Origin of the sequence: Leucobacter sp. MMO-125 (genome assembly GCF_037148395.1) — a bacterium.
Lineage (GTDB): Bacteria > Actinomycetota > Actinomycetes > Actinomycetales > Microbacteriaceae > Leucobacter.
The window spans coordinates 124,497-144,396 of record NZ_JBBCTL010000002.1; the positions used below are offsets into that span (position 1 = coordinate 124,497).

General features: G+C 70.9%; 17 protein-coding genes. 6 read left to right on the top strand and 11 right to left on the bottom strand.

Annotated elements, in window-relative coordinates:
• The first annotated feature begins 61 nt into the window (after positions 1 to 61).
• The gene (locus tag WFI54_RS05360; protein ID WP_336651764.1) at positions 62 to 1,876 is read left to right on the top strand and encodes a thiamine pyrophosphate-binding protein; all 1,815 of its coding nucleotides are present in this window, start codon (positions 62 to 64) and stop codon (positions 1,874 to 1,876) included.
• 153 nt (positions 1,877 to 2,029) lie between these two features.
• On the opposite strand, the gene WFI54_RS05365 is transcribed toward WFI54_RS05360, so the two are convergent.
• The 8 genes from WFI54_RS05365 to WFI54_RS05400 all read right to left on the bottom strand — a co-directional run bounded on the left by WFI54_RS05365 (position 2,030) and on the right by WFI54_RS05400 (position 11,483).
• Positions 2,030 to 2,590 (bottom strand): DUF3237 domain-containing protein, encoded by a 561-nt coding sequence (locus WFI54_RS05365; protein WP_336651765.1) that lies wholly within the window; start codon positions 2,588 to 2,590, stop codon positions 2,030 to 2,032.
• Entirely contained in the window at positions 2,587 to 3,888 is a 1,302-nt protein-coding gene (locus tag WFI54_RS05370; protein WP_336651766.1) for a flavin-dependent oxidoreductase, read from the bottom strand. The genes WFI54_RS05365 and WFI54_RS05370 overlap by 4 nt, the downstream gene beginning before the upstream one ends.
• Positions 3,889 to 3,953: 65 nt before the next feature.
• Positions 3,954 to 5,591: an amidohydrolase gene (locus WFI54_RS05375; RefSeq protein ID WP_336651767.1), complete on the bottom strand. Its 1,638-nt coding sequence runs from the start codon at positions 5,589 to 5,591 to the stop codon at positions 3,954 to 3,956.
• A 57-nt stretch (positions 5,592 to 5,648) separates the two neighbouring features.
• Positions 5,649 to 6,137, bottom strand: a complete 489-nt coding sequence (locus WFI54_RS05380) for a DUF3237 domain-containing protein (RefSeq protein WP_336651768.1) — start codon at positions 6,135 to 6,137, stop codon at positions 5,649 to 5,651.
• Positions 6,134 to 7,978 (bottom strand): ABC transporter ATP-binding protein, encoded by a 1,845-nt coding sequence (locus WFI54_RS05385; RefSeq protein WP_336651769.1) that lies wholly within the window; start codon positions 7,976 to 7,978, stop codon positions 6,134 to 6,136. The genes WFI54_RS05380 and WFI54_RS05385 overlap by 4 nt, the downstream gene beginning before the upstream one ends.
• A complete protein-coding gene (locus WFI54_RS05390) occupies positions 7,975 to 8,838 on the bottom strand; it encodes an ABC transporter permease (RefSeq protein WP_336651770.1) in 864 nt (287 codons plus the stop codon). Before WFI54_RS05390 ends, WFI54_RS05385 begins: the two co-directional genes overlap by 4 nt.
• Positions 8,835 to 9,794 (bottom strand): ABC transporter permease, encoded by a 960-nt coding sequence (locus tag WFI54_RS05395; RefSeq protein ID WP_336651771.1) that lies wholly within the window; start codon positions 9,792 to 9,794, stop codon positions 8,835 to 8,837. The genes WFI54_RS05390 and WFI54_RS05395 overlap by 4 nt, the downstream gene beginning before the upstream one ends.
• A 45-nt stretch (positions 9,795 to 9,839) precedes the next feature.
• Positions 9,840 to 11,483: an ABC transporter substrate-binding protein gene (locus WFI54_RS05400; protein WP_336651772.1), complete on the bottom strand. Its 1,644-nt coding sequence runs from the start codon at positions 11,481 to 11,483 to the stop codon at positions 9,840 to 9,842.
• A gap of 123 nt (positions 11,484 to 11,606) precedes the next feature.
• Between WFI54_RS05400 and WFI54_RS05405 the strand changes: the two genes are divergently transcribed.
• Positions 11,607 to 12,182, top strand: a complete 576-nt coding sequence (locus WFI54_RS05405; protein WP_336651773.1) for a TetR/AcrR family transcriptional regulator — start codon at positions 11,607 to 11,609, stop codon at positions 12,180 to 12,182.
• Between the two features lie 62 nt (positions 12,183 to 12,244).
• Here WFI54_RS05405 and WFI54_RS05410 read toward each other — a convergent pair whose 3' ends face one another.
• Both WFI54_RS05410 and WFI54_RS05415 read right to left on the bottom strand, forming a co-directional pair.
• A complete protein-coding gene (locus WFI54_RS05410; protein ID WP_336651774.1) occupies positions 12,245 to 12,745 on the bottom strand; it encodes a DUF3237 domain-containing protein in 501 nt (166 codons plus the stop codon).
• Complete coding sequence (locus WFI54_RS05415) at positions 12,742 to 14,523, bottom strand: CocE/NonD family hydrolase (protein WP_336651775.1); 1,782 nt, start codon at positions 14,521 to 14,523, stop codon at positions 12,742 to 12,744. The genes WFI54_RS05410 and WFI54_RS05415 overlap by 4 nt, the downstream gene beginning before the upstream one ends.
• Before the next feature lie 276 nt (positions 14,524 to 14,799).
• Here WFI54_RS05415 and WFI54_RS05420 point away from each other — a divergent pair, with 276 nt between their 5' ends.
• On the top strand, positions 14,800 to 15,369 hold the full coding sequence (locus WFI54_RS05420) for a TetR/AcrR family transcriptional regulator (RefSeq protein ID WP_336651776.1): 570 nt from the start codon (positions 14,800 to 14,802) through the stop codon (positions 15,367 to 15,369).
• Positions 15,370 to 15,769: 400 nt separating this feature from the next.
• Here WFI54_RS05420 and WFI54_RS05425 read toward each other — a convergent pair whose 3' ends face one another.
• Positions 15,770 to 16,378 (bottom strand): TetR/AcrR family transcriptional regulator, encoded by a 609-nt coding sequence (locus WFI54_RS05425; protein ID WP_336651777.1) that lies wholly within the window; start codon positions 16,376 to 16,378, stop codon positions 15,770 to 15,772.
• A 111-nt stretch (positions 16,379 to 16,489) separates the two neighbouring features.
• Here WFI54_RS05425 and WFI54_RS05430 point away from each other — a divergent pair, with 111 nt between their 5' ends.
• From WFI54_RS05430 to WFI54_RS05440, 3 genes are all read left to right on the top strand, one after another.
• Positions 16,490 to 17,491, top strand: a complete 1,002-nt coding sequence (locus tag WFI54_RS05430; protein ID WP_336651778.1) for a phosphotransferase enzyme family protein — start codon at positions 16,490 to 16,492, stop codon at positions 17,489 to 17,491.
• Positions 17,492 to 17,558: 67 nt separating this feature from the next.
• Positions 17,559 to 18,827, top strand: coding sequence for an aspartate aminotransferase family protein (locus WFI54_RS05435; RefSeq protein WP_336651779.1), 1,269 nt, complete (start codon positions 17,559 to 17,561; stop codon positions 18,825 to 18,827).
• Positions 18,828 to 18,888: 61 nt separating this feature from the next.
• Positions 18,889 to 19,851: a helix-turn-helix domain-containing protein gene (locus tag WFI54_RS05440; protein ID WP_336651780.1), complete on the top strand. Its 963-nt coding sequence runs from the start codon at positions 18,889 to 18,891 to the stop codon at positions 19,849 to 19,851.
• Positions 19,852 to 19,900 lie beyond the last annotated feature (49 nt).

Sequence of the window (19,900 nt, forward strand, 5' to 3'; positions counted from 1 at the left end):
GGTTGCCGCCCGACGAGACATACACGGTTCTCAATTCCATCGAATCTGTCAAGGATCTGTGATGTCCGACTCCACCACCCCCTCGCTCACCCATGCCCTCGCATCGGCGCTGGCTCGCCACTCCGGGCAAAGCTTTGGCCTCATGGGCAACGGCAACGCCCACCTCATCGAGCATCTCGGCCAGTTCGGCGTGCCCTACACCGCGGTGCGGCACGAGGCCGGCACCGTCGCCGCCGCCGATGCCTACACCCGGGTGAGCGGCAAACTCGCCATCGCCACCACCACCTACGGCGCCGGCTTCACCAACACGCTCACCGCGCTCGCCGAAGCCGCGCAGGCCCGCACCCCGATGCTCGTTGTCGTGGGTGATGCGCCGAGCGCAGGCCCCCGCCCCTGGGACGTCGACCAAGAAATGCTCGCCGCTGCTCTCGGCGTGCGCACTCATATGCTCTCGGTCACCAATATTGATCGCACGGTGGATCGGGCCGTCGCCTACGCGCGACGCGTGCGACGCCCCGTCGTGCTCGGCATCCCCTACGACCTCGTCACCGCCGACGCAGTCGCTTCGCCCGTCGAAGGCGCGGGCACCGGCGCCGCGGGATCCGCCGGCATCGATCTCAGCGACCCCGCCGTGCTCGCCGCGCTCAGCGCCTCCGTCGCCGAGATTGCAGCCCCCGCACCCGCGCCCGCCGTCACCCCGCAGCCCGAACGGCTCGGCGGCTCTGCCAGCCACCAGCTCGAAGCCGCCGTGCTCGCACTGCTCGAAGCCGAACGCCCTATCGTGATCGCCGGGCGCGGAGCTCACCTCGCAGGAGCCTCGACCGAGCTCGGTGCCATCGCAGACACGCTCGGCGCGCTCACCGGCACCACCGCGCTCGCACGCAGCATCTTCCCCGACGCTCGCTACGATCTCGGCATCACCGGCGGCTTCGGCCAGCAGGCCGCCATGGAAACCATCGAGCTCGCCGACGTGGCACTCGTGGTCGGCGCGAGCCTCAACCAGTTCACCATGCGCTTCGGCGACCTCTTCGGCGCCGGCACCACCGTGATCCGCATTGATGACGAGCAGGTTGCGCCGCCCAAGACGAACCGGCCCATCACCCATCTGCTGCTGCAGGGCGACGCACGCGCGACGCTCACCACACTGCAGAGCGCACTGCAAGCGGCAGGGCGACAGCCGAGCGGATGGCGCGAAAGCATCGCCGGCCTTGAGCCCGGCGGCGCACTTCGCGTGCGCGACAACGGCCTGCAGGCCCACCCCGACGGCATCTGCGCCGACGGCCGTCTCGACCCCCGGGCTGTCGCGGCGCGCCTCGACGAGCTGCTCCCAGCGAACCGCCACGTCACCACCGACGGCGGACACTTCATCGGTTGGGCCAATACGCGCTGGCACGTCGCCTCACCCGAGCGCATGATCATGGTGGGCACCGCCTACCAGACCATCGGACTCGGCTTCCCCACAGTCGCGGGCGTCGCCGCAGCAGCCCCAGACACCACCACCGTGCTGAGCACGGGCGACGGCGGCGGCCTGATGGCACTCGCCGATCTCGAAACCGCGATCCGCACCTCCCCCAGCGGCGTCATCGTCGTCTGGAACGACGGAGCCTACGGCGCCGAGGTACACCTCTACGGCGAGATGGGCCTCGCGCAGGATCCGATGCTCATCCCCGACGTCGACTTCGCGGCGCTCGCAACCGCGCTCGGCGCGCAGGGCGTGCGGGTGGAGCGGCTCGCCGATCTGGAGGCGCTGAGCGCGTGGACCGAGGCCGGGGCTCAGGGCACGATCCTGCTCGACTGCCGGGTCTCGCGCTCCGTGGTCGCCGAGTATCAGCGCGAGATTCAGCGCGTCAACGGGCTCGACGTTTCCGCCGAGTAGTCGTGAGCCGGGGCCGCCGCGCGGCCCCGGCTCAGCCCAACTCCGCTCCGCAGACTCAATCGGGGTCGCTGTTGGCCGTGTCGCACGCCGCGACACGGCCAACAGCGACCCCGATTCTCGTGAGTGCGGGGCGCGGCAGCGGCGCGCCCCGCGTCAGTCGACTCGGTAGACGGTGTGACGCACCCGGTCGGCCTCGCGCACGCCGTCGGCCACGTAGAGCGCGTTCTGCAGTTCGGCCAGCGCCGGCTCGGAAGTCTCGAAGCGAATCGTCACTCTGAAGTACACCCCGCCGTCGGGCCCGATCCGCCGCACCCCCACCGCGTGCATGCCGATCAGCGCGCCCTGCTCGGTGCGGGCGTCGTAGCGCGCGTCGATCTCAACGACTGGCGCGGCGGCAGAGGCCCCGGCCGGCATACCGGCAGGGCCCGCGGCCGGCGAGGGGATGGCATGCGAATGCGGATCCGCCCCACCGACCGGGCTCAGCTGCCCGCGCAGCAGCTGCCGGTCTCCCCCGCCCGGCAGGATCGCGGCGCGCAGGCCACGCACGGCGTCGCCGGCTTGGGCGTGGGCGAGACCGCGCAGTTCGCCGCCGAGGATGGGGGTAAAGCGCCGCTCGCCGTCGCGCGTCGCGCCGAAGTCGCGCGGCTGGCCCAGTTCGACGATGATCTCGCACACTGGGCTGAGCCGCGGCCCGGATCCGCCTCCCCATGTCACACCGCACCGCCCGTGGCGAGCGGATCCGTAGCGCCCGCGACCCGCGCGGTAAGCGAGGAGCGCGCGTTCAGCTGCTCGGGGTGGAAGCCGGCTGCGACCTTGTACTCTGCCGCGATCGACTCCAGCTCCTCGCGCGGAATGACATCGTGGATGTCGGCGAAGCCCTCGGGTGCCCGCTCGCGCGCGATCTGCATGACGCGCTCGGGGCCCGTCTGGCGGGTGAGTTCGAGGAGGCGTGCGGTGGCGGGCCGGCGCGCATCCTCATAGGCGGCGAGCGCCGCATCGATCGAGGACGCGGTTGCGAGCTGGTAGGCGAGGGTGCGGGCGTCGAGGGTGGCTTGCGAGCCGCCATTCGACCCATTGGGGTACATCGCGTGCGCGGCGTCGCCGAGGAGCACGACCCTGCCGAAGGTCCACTGCGGCACGGCGTTGCGGTCGACCATGGGGTATTCGAGCAGTTCTTCAGCCTCGGCGATGACGGCGGGGATGTCGAGCCAGTCGGTCCTCCAGCCGGCGAAGATTTCGGCAATGGGGCCGCGCTCCACCTGGCGGTTCCAGTCGGCGGAGGGCGAGCCCTCGCCGCGGCGCTCGGCGATAAAGTTGAGGCGCTGCCTGCCGTCTGCAAGAACGCCGCTCAGCGGGTAGGCCACAAACTTCTGCTCGGCGTCGCCCACCATCACCATGGTGCGGCCGTCGAGCATCGGCTCGACGAGGGCGGTGCCACGCCACAGGGTGAGGCCGCTCCAGACGGGCTCCCCCTCGGCGGGGTAAAACAGTTTGCGCGCGGCCGAGTGGATCCCGTCGGCTGCGACGATGAGGTCGGCGGAGAGCTCGCTGCGGGTACCGTCGGGCAGTTCGAACACGGCGGTCGCGCCGGGGACGTGCGGATCGCCGTCGACGCCGTCGCGCAGATCGACGAGCCGGTGCCCGAGTCTGATGACGTCGCCCAGGCGCTCCTCGACGAGGTCGCGCAGTTCGAGCTGCAGGCGGCCGCGGTGCACGGAGAGCTGCGGCCACTCGTAGCCGGCGTCACGGCCGCGCGGCTCGCTCCAGATCGGCTGGCCCTGGCGGTTGAAGTAGCTGAGGGTGCCGGGTTCGACGCCGAGCGCGGCGATGCGGTCAGCGACGCCCAGCTCGGTGAGCTCGCGCACGGCGTGCGGCAGCAGGTTGACGCCCACCCCCAGCCCGCGGATCTCGGTGGTGCGCTCGGCGACGGTAACGTCGGTGAACCCGGCGGCCTCCAGGCTGAGGGCGGTGATGAGGCCGCCGATGCCGGCGCCCACGATGACGATCTTCATGAGGTGTGCTTCCTTGAACGGTTTGGGTGTGGGGTCAGCGGAGTGTCCGCAAGGGCGGGGGCGGATCAGGCGGCGGGTCGCTCGTGCACGACGTCGCCGGCCACCACCGAGACGGCCGTGCCGACGCGGAAGAGCTGGTCGGCGGGGATCTCGAAGGGGTCCTCGGTGGCGATCACGAGGTCGGCCCGCTCCCCCACGCGCACCCGGCCTGCGACGCCGAGCACGAGCGACGCCGATCCGCTCGTGTAGGCGGCCAGCGCCTCGGTGAGCGTGAGGGCCTGCGCTGGGTCGAGCGGCGGCAGCCCCGCGCCGGGGCCGAAGGGGTGGGCGCGGTTGACGGCGACGTGGATCGCCTGCCACGGGTCGGCGAGCGACACGGGCCAGTCGGAGCCCATGGCGATGTCGGCGCCGCTCTCGACGATGGTGCGGAACGGGTACGAGCGGGCCGAGCGCTCCTCGCCGACGACGGCGATCATCGACGGGTCGGTGGTGGCCCAGAGCCCCTGGATGTTGGCGGTGACGCCGAGCGGGCCGAAGCGCTGCGCGTCTTCGGGGGCGATCATCGAGAGGTGGGCGAGGTGGTGGCGCTGGCCGGGGCCGTTCGCCTGCCGGGCGGCCTCGATCGCGTCGAGTGCGACGCGGGTGCCGCGGTCGCCCATGACGTGCAGGTGCAGGGCGAAGCCGCGCGCGTCGAGCCGGATCGCGAGCTCGCGCATGGTCTCGGCGTCGATGTGCAGTTCGCCGGAGTGCGGGTGGGAGCAGTAAGGGTCGAGCAGCGCGGCGGTCTCGCCCTGCGGCACGCCGTCGACCATCGCCTTGCACGTCGAGGAGGGCAGCCCGGCGGCCTCGTTCTCGGCGCGTTGCCGTTCGAAGCGCGCCACAAGCGCGGGCACCTCTGCGACGGTGGTGCCGGCTGGGATCCACAGCGCGCCCGAGACGCGGCTGCGCAGCGAGCCGTCGGCGGTCGCGGCGAGGTAGGCGGGCGTGCAGTCGGCCTTGCCGTTGAACTCGCCGAGGATCGCCTCGTGCCAGCCGGTCACGCCGAGCGACCACAGGAAGCGCTGCGCTTCCAGCAGGCCCTCGGTCATCTCTGCGACGGTCGCGGCCGGGATGAACGGGGCGAGCAGTTCGACGCCGCCCTCGTTGAGGTAGCCGGTGGGGTCGCCGTGCTCGTCGTGGTAGACGTGACCGTTGGCCGGCTGCGGGGTTTCGCGGTCGATGCCGGCGATCTCGAGCGCGCGGCTGTTCGCCCAGAGGGTGTGGTGGCCGGCGTCGCTGAGCGCCACGGGCCGGTCGGGCACGATCGCGTCGAGCATCTGGCGGGTGGGGTGCGGCAGCAGTTCGTGCGCCCAGCCGCCGCCGAGGAGCCAGGCGTCTGCGGCGCCGGCACGGTCGAGCTCCGCGGCGGCCCGGGCGACGAGGTCGAGCGTCTCTTCGACCGTGGTCGCCGGGGTGAGGTCGAGGCTCAGGCGCTCGACACCGGCGAATACGGCGTGGGCGTGGGCGTCGACGAAGCCGGGCAGGATGGCGCCGCCGCGGGCGTCGACCACGCGCGTGCCGGGGCCGCGGTGGGCGAGCACGGCGGCGTCGTCGCCGACCGCGACGATGCGGTCGGCGCGCACGGCGACGGCGGTGTGCACGGTGCGCGCGCGGCCGTCGAACACGCGGCCGGAGACGATGCAGAGATCTGCGGATGCTGACATGGGGGCTTCTTTCTGAGGACGTTTCTGAGGGGTCGTGACGGGCTGGCCCGCCTGGCGCTAGACCAGCCGGAACACGCGGATCACCACGCGGCCGGGTTCGGGGCGCGCGTAGCCGACGAACTGCGACTCGGCGAGCCACTGCAGCTGCGGGTGCTCGGTCTGGAACACGAAGGCGGTGCGGTAGTAGAGCTCGCGCTCGCCCACGTGCTCACCCGCGAGCATGCGCTCGAAGCTGTCGGGGTCGGTGCGCCAGGTGCCGCGGTTCACCACGTCGATCGCGGCGCTCCCGCCGCCGGGCAGTTCGGCCTCGATCACGTAGCGCGCGTCGAGCCTCACGGCGAGGCCGCGGCCGTGCCACCAGTCGCCGCCGCCGGGCAGGATGCGCCCGCGCAGGCGGGGACCCTCGAACGCGCCGCCGGTGATGCCCGCGAAATGCAGGCCCTCGCCGTCGTCCGCGCCGCCGAGGGGAATGGCGTCGGCCACGTCCACGCGCAGCTCGAAGCAGTACTCGAAGCCGGGTTCGATGAGTTCGGGTGCGGGGGTCATGCGAGGTCCTCAATGTCGGGGATGGGCTGGGCGGCGGTGACGACGGGGATCGCCGAGGTGCGTCCGAGACGGCGCCGGCGCGGCTTCCACCCCTCGCGCGGGATGGAGTCGAGCAGCAGTCGCGTGTACTCGGCGCGGGGCGCGTCGAGGATGTCGTCGGCGGTGCCGTACTCCTCGATCGCGCCCTGCCGCATCACGGCGACGCGGTCGCAGAGGCGCCGGATCACGGTGAGGTCGTGGGTGATCATGAGCAGCGCGACGCCGGTGTCGCGGCGGATCGCGTCGAGCAGCGAGAGGATCTCGACCTGGGTGGTGACGTCGAGCGCGGAGACCGCCTCGTCGAGCACGAGGATGCGCGGATCGGCGGCGAGCGCCCGGGCGATGGCGACGCGCTGGCGCTGCCCGCCGGAGAGCGCGCGCGGCCTGGCGTCGAGCAGGGCGCCGTCGAGGTGCACCTGCCGCATCAGCTCGTCGATGCGGGCGTCGAGGGTGCTGCGCGGGTCGCGGGGGCGGTGGACGCGGATCGCCTCGGTGAGGCACTCGCGCACGGTCTGCCGCCGGTCGAGCGACTGGTACGGATCCTGGAACACCATCTGCACCGTCTTCGCGCGGGCGCGGCGGGCGGCGGTGCCGCGCGCCGGGGCGCTCCAGTCGTCGCCGGCCACGGTCACGGTGCCCGCGTCGGCGCGTTCGAGGCCGCAGATGATGCGGGCGGTGGTGGATTTGCCCGATCCGGATTCGCCCACGATGCCGAGCGAGCCGCCGGCGGCGAGATCGAAGGCGACGTCGTCGACGGCGACGAAGGTGTCGTGCCCGCCGCCGGTCGCGCTGCGCACCCGGAACGTCTTGCGCAGGCCCGACACCGCGAGGATCGGCGCGGGGGTCTGGCCGGGGTCGCGGCGCCCGCCCGTCGATGTTTCGGGCGACGCCGATGCTTCGGATGAGCCCCCGGCCTCTGCTCCGAAAGATCGGTGCGATCCGAAAGCCGGACGGGCGGATCCGGATCCGCCGTCATCCGCGGGCAGCGCCGCCGACATGAGCACGCGCGTGTACTCCTCGCGGGCGTCGCGGCGCATCGTGGCCGAGCCCAGCGTCTCGATCGTGCGCCCCTGCCGCATGACGGCGACGCGATCCGTCACCGCACCGGCGAGCGCGAGGTCGTGCGTGATGAACAGCATTGATAGCTCGCGGTGCTTCCGCAGCTCGCCGATGACGGCCATGACCTCCTCCTGGGTGGTGACGTCGAGGGCCGTCGTGATCTCGTCGGCGAGCAGGATCTCGGGATCCATGGCGAGGGTCGCGGCGATCATCACGCGCTGCAGCAGGCCGCCCGACAGTTCGGCGGGGAACTGCCGCAGGCGGCGCGCGGGGTCGGTGATCCCGACCTCGTCGAGCAGGTCGAGCGCCCGCGCCCGGGCCGTGTCGGGCTTCGCGCCCGCGACCGTGACGAGCGCTTCGGTCATGAAGTCGCCGATGGAGCGCAGCGGGTTGAGGTGGGCGCGGGGCGTCTGGAAGATCATGCCGATGCGGCGGGCCCGCAGCTCCCGCAGCTCGCGCGCGCTCAGCTCGGCGATGTCGCGGCCGAGGATGCGGATCGCGCCGCCGGTCTCGAAGTGCGCGGGCAGCAGCCCGGCGACGGCGCGCACCGAGAGCGTCTTGCCGGATCCCGATTCTCCGACGAGGCCTACGGCCTCGCCGGGGCCGACGTGGAGGGTGCAGTCGTGCACCAGGGTGCGGCCGGGCATCGAGATCGACAGCCCGTCGAGTTCGAGCACGGGTGCGGCGGAGGCGGTGCCCGCGGCGGTGGCGGTACGTGCTGCGATGGATTCGGGGGTGCTCATCGTTCCTTCTCCTCTGCCCAGGTGGTGACGCGGGCCCCGATGATGCTCACCGACAGCACGGTCAGCACCACGAGGATCGCGGGGAACAGCGACTGCTCGGGGGCGCCCGCGAGGATGCCGGCCTGGCCGCTCGCGATCATGGATCCCCAGTCGGCGGCGGGCGGCTGCTCGCCCAGGCCGAGGAACGAGATCGCGGCCAGGTCGAGCATGGCGTAGCCGAAGCCGACGGCCATCTGCGCGGCGACCACGGGCACGAGCGCCGGCACGAGGTGCTTGAAGCAGATCGCGAGGCTCGACACCCCCTGCACCCGCAGCGCGGCGATGTAGGGCTTGCCGAGTTCGCGCGACGCCGCGGTCTGCGTGAGGCGGGCGACGACGGGGATGTAGGCGATCGAGAGCGCGATCACGGGGGCGACGAGCCCCTTCCCGAACATCGCGACGGCGAGCACGGCGAGCACGAGGCCCGGGATCGCGAAGATGACATCGACGACGCGCGCGATGGTGCCGCGCAGCGCGCCGCCGAACCAGGCGGCGAGCACCGCGAGCGAGGCGCCAGCGATGGTCGAGAGGATCACGACGAAGATCGGGGCGACCACGCTGGCCCGCGCACCAGACAGCGCCCGCGACAGGATGTCGCGGCCCACGTCGTCGGTGCCGAAGGGGTGCTCGGCGGAGACGACGCCGTTGACGTCGCCGGCGTAGAGCTCGGTGGGGTCGTAGGGCGCGATCCACGGGCCGATGGCCGCGGCAAGCGCGATGACGCCGAACACGGCGAGGGCCGTGACGAACATCCAGTCCTTCTGGGCGGCGCGGATCGCGGCCCTCGGCGCACGGCCGGATGCGAGCTGGGCGACGCTCATGCCTGCCTCCCTGCGGTGATGGTGTCGGGGTCGATGAGGGCGCTGAGCAGGTCGGCGACGGCGTTCAGCACGACGAAGATGGCGACGAGCAGCAACGACACGAGCTGCACGACGGGCAGATCCTTGCGCGCGGCGGCCTCGGTGAGCAGCGAGCCGATGCCGCCGAGGCCGAAGGCCTGCTCGGCGATGGCGGAGGCTGCGAAGAGGCCCGCGACGGTGGTGCCCGAGATCGCGAGGATCTGCGGCGAGGCGTTGCGGAATACGTGCACCCGGAAGATGCGGCCCCGCGGGATGCCGCGCACCTTCGCGGTCTCGACGTGCTCGGAGTGCAGCTGCGCCACGAGCGAGGAACGGGTGACGCGGCTGATGTAGGCGATGAACATGACCGAGAGGGAGACGGCCGGCAGGATGAGGTGCCACACCCGGTCCCAGCCGCCCGATCCTTCGCCGAACACGGGGAACCACCCGAGGCTCTTCGCGAAGATCCAGATCAGCAGGATCGCGACGACGAAGGTGGGCAGCGCCATGCCGAGCGAGGTGGCGACGGCCACGGCGCGATCCACCGCGGGGCCGCGGGTCGCCGCGAGGATGCCGGATCCGACGCCGAACACGAGGATGATGGCGACAGTGAGCAGCACCAGCTGGAAGGTGACGCCGAAGCGCGGCGCGACGAGGTCGATCACGTCGGTCTTGTAGACGAAGGATCGGCCGAAGTCGCCCGTGAAGACGCCGCCCAGCCACTGCAGGTAGCGCGACCAGATGGGGTCGTCGAGGTGGTACTCCGCGCGGATCTGCGTGATGAGCTCAGGGGTGGGCTTCGCCCCGCCCGCGAGTGCCGCGATGGGGTCGCCGGGCGTGAGCAGCAGGGCGGAGAAGATCACGACGCTCGACAGGAAGAGGGTCAGCAGCAGGCCGCCCAGCCTTCCGATCAGCGTGCGCAGCACGAGTCCGTTCACCGTGTGTGTTCCTTACCTTGGGGGTCTGTTCGTGCGGACGGGCGCCTACTTGCCGCCGAGGTGCAGCGCCCAGGGGCTGCTGTAGATGGCGATCGAGGTGGTGGCGCCGGTCAGCTCGTCCGAGAGGTAGGTGAGCTGGTACGAGCCGGCGAGGGTGACCTGCAGCTGGTCGGGGGCGAAGATGCGCTGCGCGGCGACGAACTCCTCCGCGGCCGTCTGCGGGTCGGCGGCGGTGCGGGAGGCCTCCATGAGCGCGGTGACCTCGTCGTTCGAGTACTGGCTCCAGTTGAACACGCCGCCGCGGTCCTCGGGCAGCATGAACAGTGAGGGGTAGCCGCCCACGGTGGGCGTCTCGATGTAGCCCTGGGTGGCGACGAAGTCGATGCCGTCGCGGGCGCCCGGATCGTAGAACATGGCGCCGAAGTCGGCGGGCTGCATCTCGTTGATCTCGATGTCGAGCCCGATGCTCTTGCCGGCGCTCTGGATGATCGCGGCCGTCTGCTGGAACTCCTTGGCACCGGCGGGGATCGCGACAACGAGCGGCGCGCTCACGTCTTCGCCGCTGTCGGCGATGAGCTGCTTCGCGCGTTCGAGGTCTACCTCTGGCGCTGCGAGCTCGTCGTAGCCGGCCTGGTAGATGGCGCTGGCCTCGGTCTGGTTGAAGGTGAACGGGGGCACGATGGTCTTCTGCACCTCGCCGAGCCCGTTCAGCACCGTGTCGATGTACTTCTCGCGGTCGATGGCGAGGCTGAGGGCCTGTCGGATCGCGGGGCTCGCGGCGGGGCCCTCGGCCGTGGCGGGGCCGAAGCTGAAGGAGGCGGTGGAGGGGCCGACGATGAGGCTGCCGGCGCCGTCGCCCTCGAAGGCGCCGCGCGAGCCCGGGGGCACGTTGAAGGCGCCGTCGATCTCGCCCTCGGTGAGCGCGGTGGTGAGCGTCGAGCCGTCGGTGACGAAGACGTACTTGAGCTTCTGCACGAGCGGGGCGCCGCCCCAGTAGCTCTCGTTGGCGGTGGTGACGATCTCGCTGCCGGGCTTCCAGCCGCCGGCTTCGAGCTGGTAGGGGCCGGTGCACATGAGGCCGCCCTCGGAGGTGCCGAGCGAGGGGCCGGCCTGTTCGCCGTAGGCCTTGCTCATCACGGCGCCACCGCCGCCCGCGAGGGAGTCGAGGAAGGTGGAGTCGGGGGCGTTGAAGCGGATCGTGACTTCGAGGTCGCCGGTCTTCGCGATGTCGGAGACGAGCACGAAGGCGGCGTACCACTGCGAGGCGGGGTTCTGCCCGCGCTGCAGGCTGTAGACCACGTCGTCGGCGGTGAGGGGCGTGCCGTCCCAGAAGGTGACGTCGTCACGCAGGGTGAGCTTGAGCGTGACGGGGTCGACCCACTCGGCGTTCTGCGCGACGCCGGGCTCGATCGAGAAGTCGGGCTGCAGCTGCATGAGGTTCTCGCACAGGTTGGGAATGATCACGGTCGCGGACGATCCGGGATCGAGTGTGGCCGGTTCGCCCTCGACGACCGACCACACGACCTCGTCGACGGGGTTCTCGGCCGCGGGCAGCGAGGCGACGAGCTGGGCTTCGTCAACCGATGCGCGGTTCTCGGAGGCGCCGCCCTCGCGGGGTGCGCAGGCGGTGACGGCGAAGAGCGCCGCTGTTCCGAGCGCCAGTCCTACGACCAGTCCGCTTCGTTTCATGGTTCCGTCCTTTCGGAATCGCTTCGGGGTGGATCGTCGGTGATCCGCCCCGCAGTCATCATAATATAACGCTGTTGTACATCAATGTTGCATTTTGGTCTCATCGCTCGCTAGGCTCGCGATATGCCCAAGGACATCGACCGCGAAGCGCGGCTGCAAGCCATCGCCGAGGCCACCATCCGCGTCGCGCGCACCTCCGGCGCGAACGCCGTCACCATCCGCGCGGTCGCCCGTGAACTGGGCGGATCCACCACCCTCGTCACGAACTACCTCCCCTCGCGATCCGAGCTCATCCTCAACGTGCTCGACCGCGCCAGCGCCCGCTGGCGCGCCGAGTACGAGGGGGCCGCCGACGGACTCTCGCCGGCCGAACGCTTCGAAGCGCTCGTGTCGTGGGAGCCCGAACCCGACGAGGTCGAACCGGTGCTGCGCGCCCTCATCCTCGAGATCGTCGCGAACGCCGAAACCGAACCCGCACTGCGCGACGCGCTGCGCCGGGAATCCGAGTCCTACCGCGCCGTGCTGCACGACGCCGCCCGCGACGCCGGCTACGCCGACCCCGAACTCGCCACCGAGCTCGGCTACCTGCTGCTGCGCGGCTCCTACTTCGCGAACGCCGAAGACCCTGCCCACTGGCACCCCGCACGCACGCGCGAGATCACGCTCTCGGCGCTGCGCGCCCTGCCGCGCACGCGCTGAACCGGCGCCGCCCCGGCACGCGTGCGCGCCGATCCGCTGCGCGATCCCGCCCCCGCCGCGCATCATCGCACCGCGAAGACCCGGATGCACACCTGCGGCTCGCCGTTCTCGCCCTCGCCGTCGCGGGCGAGGCCGATGAACTGGTGCTCGGCAAGCCAGCGATGCGCCGGCGCATCGGTCTGGAAGACCGGAGCCGTGCGGAAGTACAGGCCGGGCTCCCCCTCCGGCACCTGCTCGCCGCGCTCCATGCGCGCGATCAGCTCGTCGGTGGCGCGGAAGTAGCCCCGGTTGAGCACGTCGATCACGGCTCCGTCGTCGGCGCGGATGAGATAGCGCGCCTCGAGCTGCGCCGTGCCCGAACGCTCGACCGCCCAGTCGCCGCCGCCCGCGAGCACTTCGCCGTTCAAGCGGGGGCCGGCGACGCTGCCTCCCGAGATCGGAGTGAAGGTGAGCACCTCGTCGGAGCTGCGGCCGATGCGCAGATCGGGGTCGATGGTCGCCCGGATCTCGAAGACGTACTCGAGACTCGGCTCGGGCAGTGCGGGGGTCTCTGCTGCGGTCATGCGAGTGCTCCTTCCAGCACGGGGATGTCGATGGCGAAGGCGTCGGGGCCCCCGATCGTGATGGTCTGCGTGTTGGGGAGCATCCGCTCCCCCTCCGTCCACGGGTCGGCGCCCGTGCCCGGCTGCGGGAGGAACTCCGGGTAGTCGCTGCTCGACACGTGCACCCGCAGCCGATGCCCGGCGCGCAGCCGGTAGCCCACGTGGCCGAGGTCGATGTCGAGCACTCCGGGCCGCGTCGCGTCGCGCAGCTGCAGCTGGCCGCGCGCGATCCTGAGCGCGGAGCCGTCGGGCGCCACGTCGAGCAGCCGCACGAAGCAGTCGGCGACGGGCCCGGTCGAGCTCAGGCCGACCCGCGCCCGGACCGGCCCGGCCAGGTCGACGTCGGCCGGCTGCACCGGCCCGTCGAAGACGAGCACGTCGCCGCGGGCGCCGATCGGCGCCTCGTCGGGCAGGTGCAGCAGGTACGAGAAGGCGTCGGGCACGCTCGAAGGCACCGGATCCGCGGGATCGTGCACCCAGCTCTCAGCCTGCGCCGCACCCGGCCGCTGCACCGCCAGCCCACCCTCGGCGGTGGCGAATCGCGTCTCGACGCGCACCCCGGACGGCGGCCACGTTGCATCGCTGCGCAGCTCGTCGGTGCCCGCGAGGTTCCAGTTGACGCGGGGCACATCGCCCGGGCGGCCCTCGCCGCGCACGAAGACCTCGAAGAACTCCAGCGCCGGGTCGAGATAGGCGGGCAGCATGGCGCGCACCTGGGCGGCGCTGCGATTCTCCACCCGCTCCTCTGCCGACTCCAGCAGCGTGTGATTCTCGTGATCGATGGACTCGATGCGCAGATAGTGGTGCGCATCCCAGTGGGGGTGCTGCGCGATCTCGGCCACATCGGCCCACGAGAGCGGAGCGCAGTTGTCCCACCAGCCGATCGTGTGCAGCACCGGCACCGAACGCCCCGCGAACGGGCTCCCCAGCGGGAAGCGCGGCAGCGTCACCGGGTGCGGCGTCCACTGGTCGTACGAGATCGAACGACGACCGCGCTCGGCGATGAACGCCTCGGCCTGCGCTGCGAAATCGCGCCGCGTCCAATCCGGCTCCCACAGGTAGGTGTCGTTGCCGAAGAAGTGGGTGAGCGGGTAGAGATTCGTGATGCCCATCTCCACAGCGCGCGTGCGATCGCCCGGATCGCGGTGCACGGGCTCCCCCAGCCGGGTGCCCGTGACGCGCGGCGCGATCGCCTTCAGCGCGGGGTGACCGCTCGCGGCCGCCGCCCACTGCGTGTACCCGTAGTAGCTGTCGCCCCACATCGCGACGCGGCCGTTCGACCAGGGCTGCTGCACGATCCAGTCGAGGGTGTCGGAGCCGTCGCGCACCTCGTTAACGAAGAGCAGCGCGTCGCCCTCCGAGCGGAACTTGCCGCGCACGTCCTGCGCCACGACGCGGTACCCGCGCGCGGTGAAGTACTCGGCGATGAGCGGGATGAAGGTGTACTCGCCGCTCTTGTCGTAGGGCAGGCGGATCAGGATCGTGTCGCCGGGGGTCTCGTCGCGCGCCGTCGCGGCGTCGGCCACCGCCCCGGGCCCCATCTCCGTGCCGGCCTCTGCTGCGCCGGCCCCCGCTGCGCGCTGCGCGGCGGACTGCGCGGAGCGTTCCGCGGCGGACTGCGCGAGCGCCGGCAGGTAGACGTCGGCGGCGAGGTGCACGCCGTCGCGCATGCGCACCCGCTCCTCGCGAGCGAGCGGGCTCACGGGTGCCGGGCCGAGGCGATGGTACTGCGTCGTCATGTCGCTCCTTCGGGACGTGGTTCGGTGGCGGCCGGGGCGACGGCGAGGGCTGCGCGGCGACCGGGAGGAACCCGTCTGCGCGGTGCAGCACGGCCTCCCCTCGATGCGAGGCGCCCTTCGCCGGGTGAACCCTGCGACCGGGTGAGACCCAAGCTAGGGGGTGGAAAGCAATTTAGTCAAGTCTGACTAGACAATTTTTGTTCGCCGCAAGATCCCGCTATTCTTCGGGGAGGCGCCGCGAGCCCCGCGACCGCCCCAGCACCGAAAGGAACGCGCATGGCCCGCCCCTCTGTCGCCGACGAACGCCGCGAGCAGATCATCGAGGCCACGCTGCGCACCATCTCCGAGCACGGCATCAGCAAGACCACGCTCGACCGCATCGCCGACACCGCGGGCATGTCGCGCGGGCACGTGCGGCACTTCGTCGGCAACCGCGACCGACTGCTGCTCGACGCGGCCCGCGCCTTCTACGCCGACGAGAACGGCGAGCCCGCGATCCTGCCCGCCGCCGTCGACGACCTCGACGGCGCACTCGCCTTCCTCTTCGGCGGCGAGTTCGCCGCATCCACCTCGGAGAACGCGATCGTACTCGCCTTCGTCGAACTGGCGCGCACGAACGCCGATATCGCCGACGTGCTCGCGGCGTCGTACGCGTCGACCCGCGAACGCCTCGCCGCCTACATCTCCCGGGCGAAACCGCACGCCCCGGCCGCCGCGCGCGAAGCCGCCGCGCAGGGCGTGCTCTCCACCGCGCTCGGCAACGTATTCATAGGCGACTTCGACCGCGACGAGGGCCGCACCGTGCGCGCCCGCGCCGCCGTCGACGCCCTGCTCGCCGCGCTCTAGCACGCAGCCCGCTCTGCGGTCCGGCCCCGCGCCGCCCCGCCCCGGCCTGGCCCGGCTCGGCGCCGAAAGGCGAGTTTCGCACGCCCTCCCCCGCCTGAGCATGCGTTATCCGCCTCTCGGCCGCAGATTGCCTTAATCCCGCCTTGCCCCGCCTAACCCAGCCTTGCGCCACCAGCCCCGCCGAGCCCCGCCCCACCGCCCAAATGGGGGTCACTTTTGGCCGTGTCGCGGCATGACACGCGACCAAAACCGACCCCGATTTCGGAAGGGCGGGGCGCATCTGGCCGCAGCGCAGCGGCAGCGCAACGGCAGCGCAACGGCAGCGCAACGGCAGCGCAACGGCAGCGCAGCGGCGGCGCAGCGGCGGCGCAGCGGCGGCGCAGCGGCGGCAAGCCCGCGGCTACCGCGCGGCGAGGCCGTCGATGAGGCGGGCGAAGGCGGCGAAGGCGCGATCGGCGTCGCGGTGGCCGGCGGCGACGCCGGTGGCGGCTTCTCGCAGGGCGCCGACGAGCAGGGCGGCGACGGAGTCGGCGTCGATGCTCGTGTCGACTTCGCCCGCGGCCTGGGCGGCTTCGAGGGTTTCGCGGATCATGATGATGCTCGCGCCCGATCCGATGCCGCGCTCGGCGCCATCGGCGATCAGGGTGGGGCCTGACACGTTGTAGAAGTGGCCGATGCGGGGGTCGTCGGCGAGGTCGAGCATGGCGCGGGCGTGGGCGACGAGGCGGCCGCGCCAGTCGTCGGCCGCGGATACGGCGGCGCGGGTGCGGTCGACGAGGCCGTGACCGAGGCGGGCGTAGGCGGCGCGCAGCAGTTCGTCGCGGCCGCCCGGGAAGTAGGCGTAGACGGTGCCGCGGGAAACCCCCGACTCTGCGGTGACGCGCTCGATGGTGGTGTCGGCGAGACCTGCCTGGCCGATGACGGCGAGCACGGCGTCGACGAGTTCTTCCCGCGTGCGCTGCTGGCGTCGTTGGCGCAGCGTGGGGGGCGCGGTGGAGGCGGATTGCATGCCCTCAGTGTAGAAGCCGAAGCCGCACTTGTGCACTCCGAGTTCGCTTTCTATACTCTGAGTATAGTTTTCTGTCGGGGTCACCCGGCAGCGCCCGCCGGAAGGACCCGCATGATCACCGTCGATCTCCCCGTCGCCATCGAGCTCGCCCGCGAAGCACTCGCCGGATACGACCTCGACCCCGGCACCGAACTCTCCCTGCTCAAGCAGCGCGAGAACTTCGTCTTCTCCCTCACCTCGGGCGGCACCGACTACGTGCTGCGTGTGCACCGCCAGGGCTACCACTCGGATGACGAGCTCGGCTGCGAGCTCGACTTCGTGCGAGCGCTGCACGGCGAGGGCGTCGCCGTGCCACACTTCGTGCCCGCCCGCAACGGCCGCGGCTTCTGCGTGGTGGGCCGTGACCACGCCGCGGGCGCCCACCAGGTCGACCTGCAGCACCTCATCCCCAACCACGGCAACTTCGGTGACGAGCGCACAGCGGTCGCCGGCACCGCCCACATCGACACCGCCGACTTCGCCGAACTGGGCCGCCTCACGGCCAAGGTGCACGAGGCCACCGAGCGCTCCGGCTACCGCATGGCGGTACCCCGCGACGATTGGGATCTCGACGGGCTCGTCGGCCCGCAGCCCGCCTGGGGCGATCCGCTGCGCATTGCCGAGCTGCAGGGCGAGGAGCGCGACGCGGTGGTCGCGGCAATTGCTCGGATCCGCGACGAACTCGGCGCGTACGGCACCCCTGCACACCGTTTCGGCCCCATCCACGCCGATCTCACCCCCGAGAATGTGCTGCGCACCGACGACGGCCTGGTGCTCATCGACTTCGACGATTTCGCCGCCGGTTGGCACCTCTTCGACCTCGCGACGGCGCTCTACTTCTTCACGCCGCACCCGCGGTACGCCGAGTACCGCGACGCGCTCTTCGCAGGCTACGAGTCGGTGCGCCCGCTCGACGCCGCAGATTCTGCGGTGTTCCCTGCGATTCTGCTCGCCCGCGGTCTCACCTACCTGGGCTGGGCGGCGGATCGCCGCGGCGAGCCCACGGCCGAGTGGCACGCCACCACGGTGCTGCCCCACATTGTGCGCCTGTCGCGCGAACTGGTCGCCGCCTGACGCACCCCGTCGCCGCTCGACGCACCACTCCCCAATCCGCCAAGCTTTCCCACCCGAGGAGCCCCATATGACCTCCACCGCCGCACTCATCGAGCGCCGCAACCGCACCATCGGCCCGTATTCACCGCTGTTCTACTCCGAGCCGTTGCAGTTCGTGTCAGCGAAGGGCGTGTGGTTCACGGAGGCCAGCGGCGAGCGCTACCTCGACGGCTATAACAACGTGCCGCATGTGGGCCACTGCAATGATCGCGTGGTGGCGGCCCTCGCCGAGCAGGCCGCGACCCTCAACGTGCACACCCGCTACTTGAACGAGCGGGTGGTCGACTATTCCGAGCAGCTGCTCGCAACGTTCGACACGGTCCTCGATCGGGTGTTCTTCGGCAATTCAGGGTCGGAGGCTAATGAGCTTGCGATCCGCATTTCCCGGCAGCTCACCGGCAACACGGGCATGATCGTGTCTGATTACAGCTACCACGGCACCACGATCACGCTCGCGGGCCTTACGACGGGCCTGAAGACCGCGACACCCCTCGACCCGAATGTGCGCCCGCTGCGGATCCCGGATCTGGATCGCGATCCGCGCCCCGAAGCCGAGGTGTTGGCGGAGACGCTCGCCGAGCTCGATGCCGCGATTGCGTCGCTGCAGGAGGCCGGCTTCGGAGTGGCGGCGTGCCTGTTCGATCCGCTGTTCTCGACCGAGGGGATGCCGCGGGTGCCTGAGGGCTTGCTGCGCGGCATCGCGGCGCGAGTGCAGGCTGCTGGCGGCATGGTGATCGCCGACGAGGTGCAGAGCGGTTTCGGTCGCACCGGCACCCACATGTGGGGCCATCAGTATGCGGGTCTTACCCCCGATCTGGTGACGATGGGCAAGCCCATGGGCAACGGTCACCCGATGTCGGCTGTGGTGACGAGCGAGGCCGTTCTCGATGCTTTCGGCTCAACGAACGAGTTCTTCAACACCTTCGCGGGCAACCCGGTGTCGGCTGCTGTGGGCGAGGCCGTGCTGGTGGAGATGGCCGAGGAAGGTCTGATGGCCCGCGCGCAGAGCCTGGGCGCTGTGGCGGCTGAGCGCTTCCAGGGTTTCGCGGATCGCTATGATTTCGTGCGCTCTGCGAAGGGTGTTGGCATGTTCTTGGGGCTCGATTTTGCGATCGATGGGGAGCCGGCGCCGCAGCTCGCGAAGCAGGTTGTGGAGGCGATGAAGGCGCGCAAGGTGCTGATTTCGCGGATCGGGCGCGACGAGAGCGTGCTGAAGGTGCGCCCGCCGCTCGCGTTCGGCGAGGCTGAGCTTCCGATGCTGCTCGACACCCTCTCGGAGGTGCTTGCGGAGGTTTAGGCGGTATCCTCGAATCAGAGTGTTGCTTCAAGGGCGTTGCATCATGAGAAAGGTGAATGACATGCCAACTGCAGAACAGCAGAATGTCTCTCGCGCTGAGGCTCGGCCGACGCAGGCCGAGAGCCTGGGCGTGTTCCGCCGCATGGTGTCGTCTTCGTTTGTGCCACTCGAGATCAGCGCCGAGCAAGGTCAGCCCTTCGCGGCGCGCCTCTGCTCCGCGGATGCCGATGACGTGGTGTTCACCGAGGTTGTGGCGAAGCCGCACCTGGTGGAGCGCACTCCGGAGACGATTGCGAACGGTGGCAGCGGCTACTACAAGGTGAGTCTGCTGCTGTCGGGCAGCAGCATTCTGGTGCAGGACGGCAAAGAGCTGGTGATGCGCCCGGGAGATCTCTCCGTGTACGACACGTCACGGCCGTATTCGCTGCTGTTCGGTGAGGATTTTCGCAATCTCATCATGATGTTCCCGAAGGATCGGCTTGAATTGCCGAGCGCGTTCACAGAGCAGCTGACCGCGGTGTCGCTGAGCCAGGAGCACCGCGGCATCGCCCCGGTGATCACGGCGTTCCTGTCCCAGTTTCCGTCGCAGTTGGCGCATCTGTCGGGCCCGGTTCGCGCGAAGCTCGCGCACACGAGTCTCGACCTGATGGGCACGCTGTTTTCGAGCATTCTCGATGCCGAACCCGGTCAGCGCGATCCGCATCAGCTGCTGCTGCAGAAAATCTACGGGTACATCGATCAGCATCTCTCCGCCACTGACCTCTCCCCCGGCAACATCGCCGCCGCTCACTACATCTCCACCCGCCACCTGCACTCGTTGTTCAGGCAGGCCGACACCACGGTGTCGACGTGGATTCGCGAGCGCCGGCTTGAACGCTGCCGAGCCGACCTGCTCGACCCCGTGCTCAGCGACCGCACGGTGTCGGCGATCGCGGCCCGTTGGGGCTTCACCGATGCCGCGCATTTCAGCCGCGTGTTCAAGGCCGCGTACGGCGTTTCGCCGAGTGATCTGCGGCGGATCTGAAGCACCTCCGCTTCGCGTTTCGGCGCCGGCTGCTGCGAATGCTGCGCGC

Coding starts and splice junctions, on each gene's coding strand:
- WFI54_RS05425 (WP_336651777.1), bottom strand. CDS start 16,378: ATGCAATCCGCCTCCACCGCGCCCCCCACGCTGCGCCAACGACGCCAG.
- WFI54_RS05375 (WP_336651767.1), bottom strand. CDS start 5,591: ATGTCAGCATCCGCAGATCTCTGCATCGTCTCCGGCCGCGTGTTCGAC.
- WFI54_RS05435 (WP_336651779.1), top strand. CDS start 17,559: ATGACCTCCACCGCCGCACTCATCGAGCGCCGCAACCGCACCATCGGC.
- WFI54_RS05370 (WP_336651766.1), bottom strand. CDS start 3,888: ATGAAGATCGTCATCGTGGGCGCCGGCATCGGCGGCCTCATCACCGCC.
- WFI54_RS05385 (WP_336651769.1), bottom strand. CDS start 7,978: ATGAGCACCCCCGAATCCATCGCAGCACGTACCGCCACCGCCGCGGGC.
- WFI54_RS05430 (WP_336651778.1), top strand. CDS start 16,490: ATGATCACCGTCGATCTCCCCGTCGCCATCGAGCTCGCCCGCGAAGCA.
- WFI54_RS05405 (WP_336651773.1), top strand. CDS start 11,607: ATGCCCAAGGACATCGACCGCGAAGCGCGGCTGCAAGCCATCGCCGAG.
- WFI54_RS05400 (WP_336651772.1), bottom strand. CDS start 11,483: ATGAAACGAAGCGGACTGGTCGTAGGACTGGCGCTCGGAACAGCGGCG.
- WFI54_RS05415 (WP_336651775.1), bottom strand. CDS start 14,523: ATGACGACGCAGTACCATCGCCTCGGCCCGGCACCCGTGAGCCCGCTC.
- WFI54_RS05390 (WP_336651770.1), bottom strand. CDS start 8,838: ATGAGCGTCGCCCAGCTCGCATCCGGCCGTGCGCCGAGGGCCGCGATC.
- WFI54_RS05420 (WP_336651776.1), top strand. CDS start 14,800: ATGGCCCGCCCCTCTGTCGCCGACGAACGCCGCGAGCAGATCATCGAG.
- WFI54_RS05380 (WP_336651768.1), bottom strand. CDS start 6,137: ATGACCCCCGCACCCGAACTCATCGAACCCGGCTTCGAGTACTGCTTC.
- WFI54_RS05440 (WP_336651780.1), top strand. CDS start 18,889: ATGCCAACTGCAGAACAGCAGAATGTCTCTCGCGCTGAGGCTCGGCCG.
- WFI54_RS05360 (WP_336651764.1), top strand. CDS start 62: ATGTCCGACTCCACCACCCCCTCGCTCACCCATGCCCTCGCATCGGCG.
- WFI54_RS05410 (WP_336651774.1), bottom strand. CDS start 12,745: ATGACCGCAGCAGAGACCCCCGCACTGCCCGAGCCGAGTCTCGAGTAC.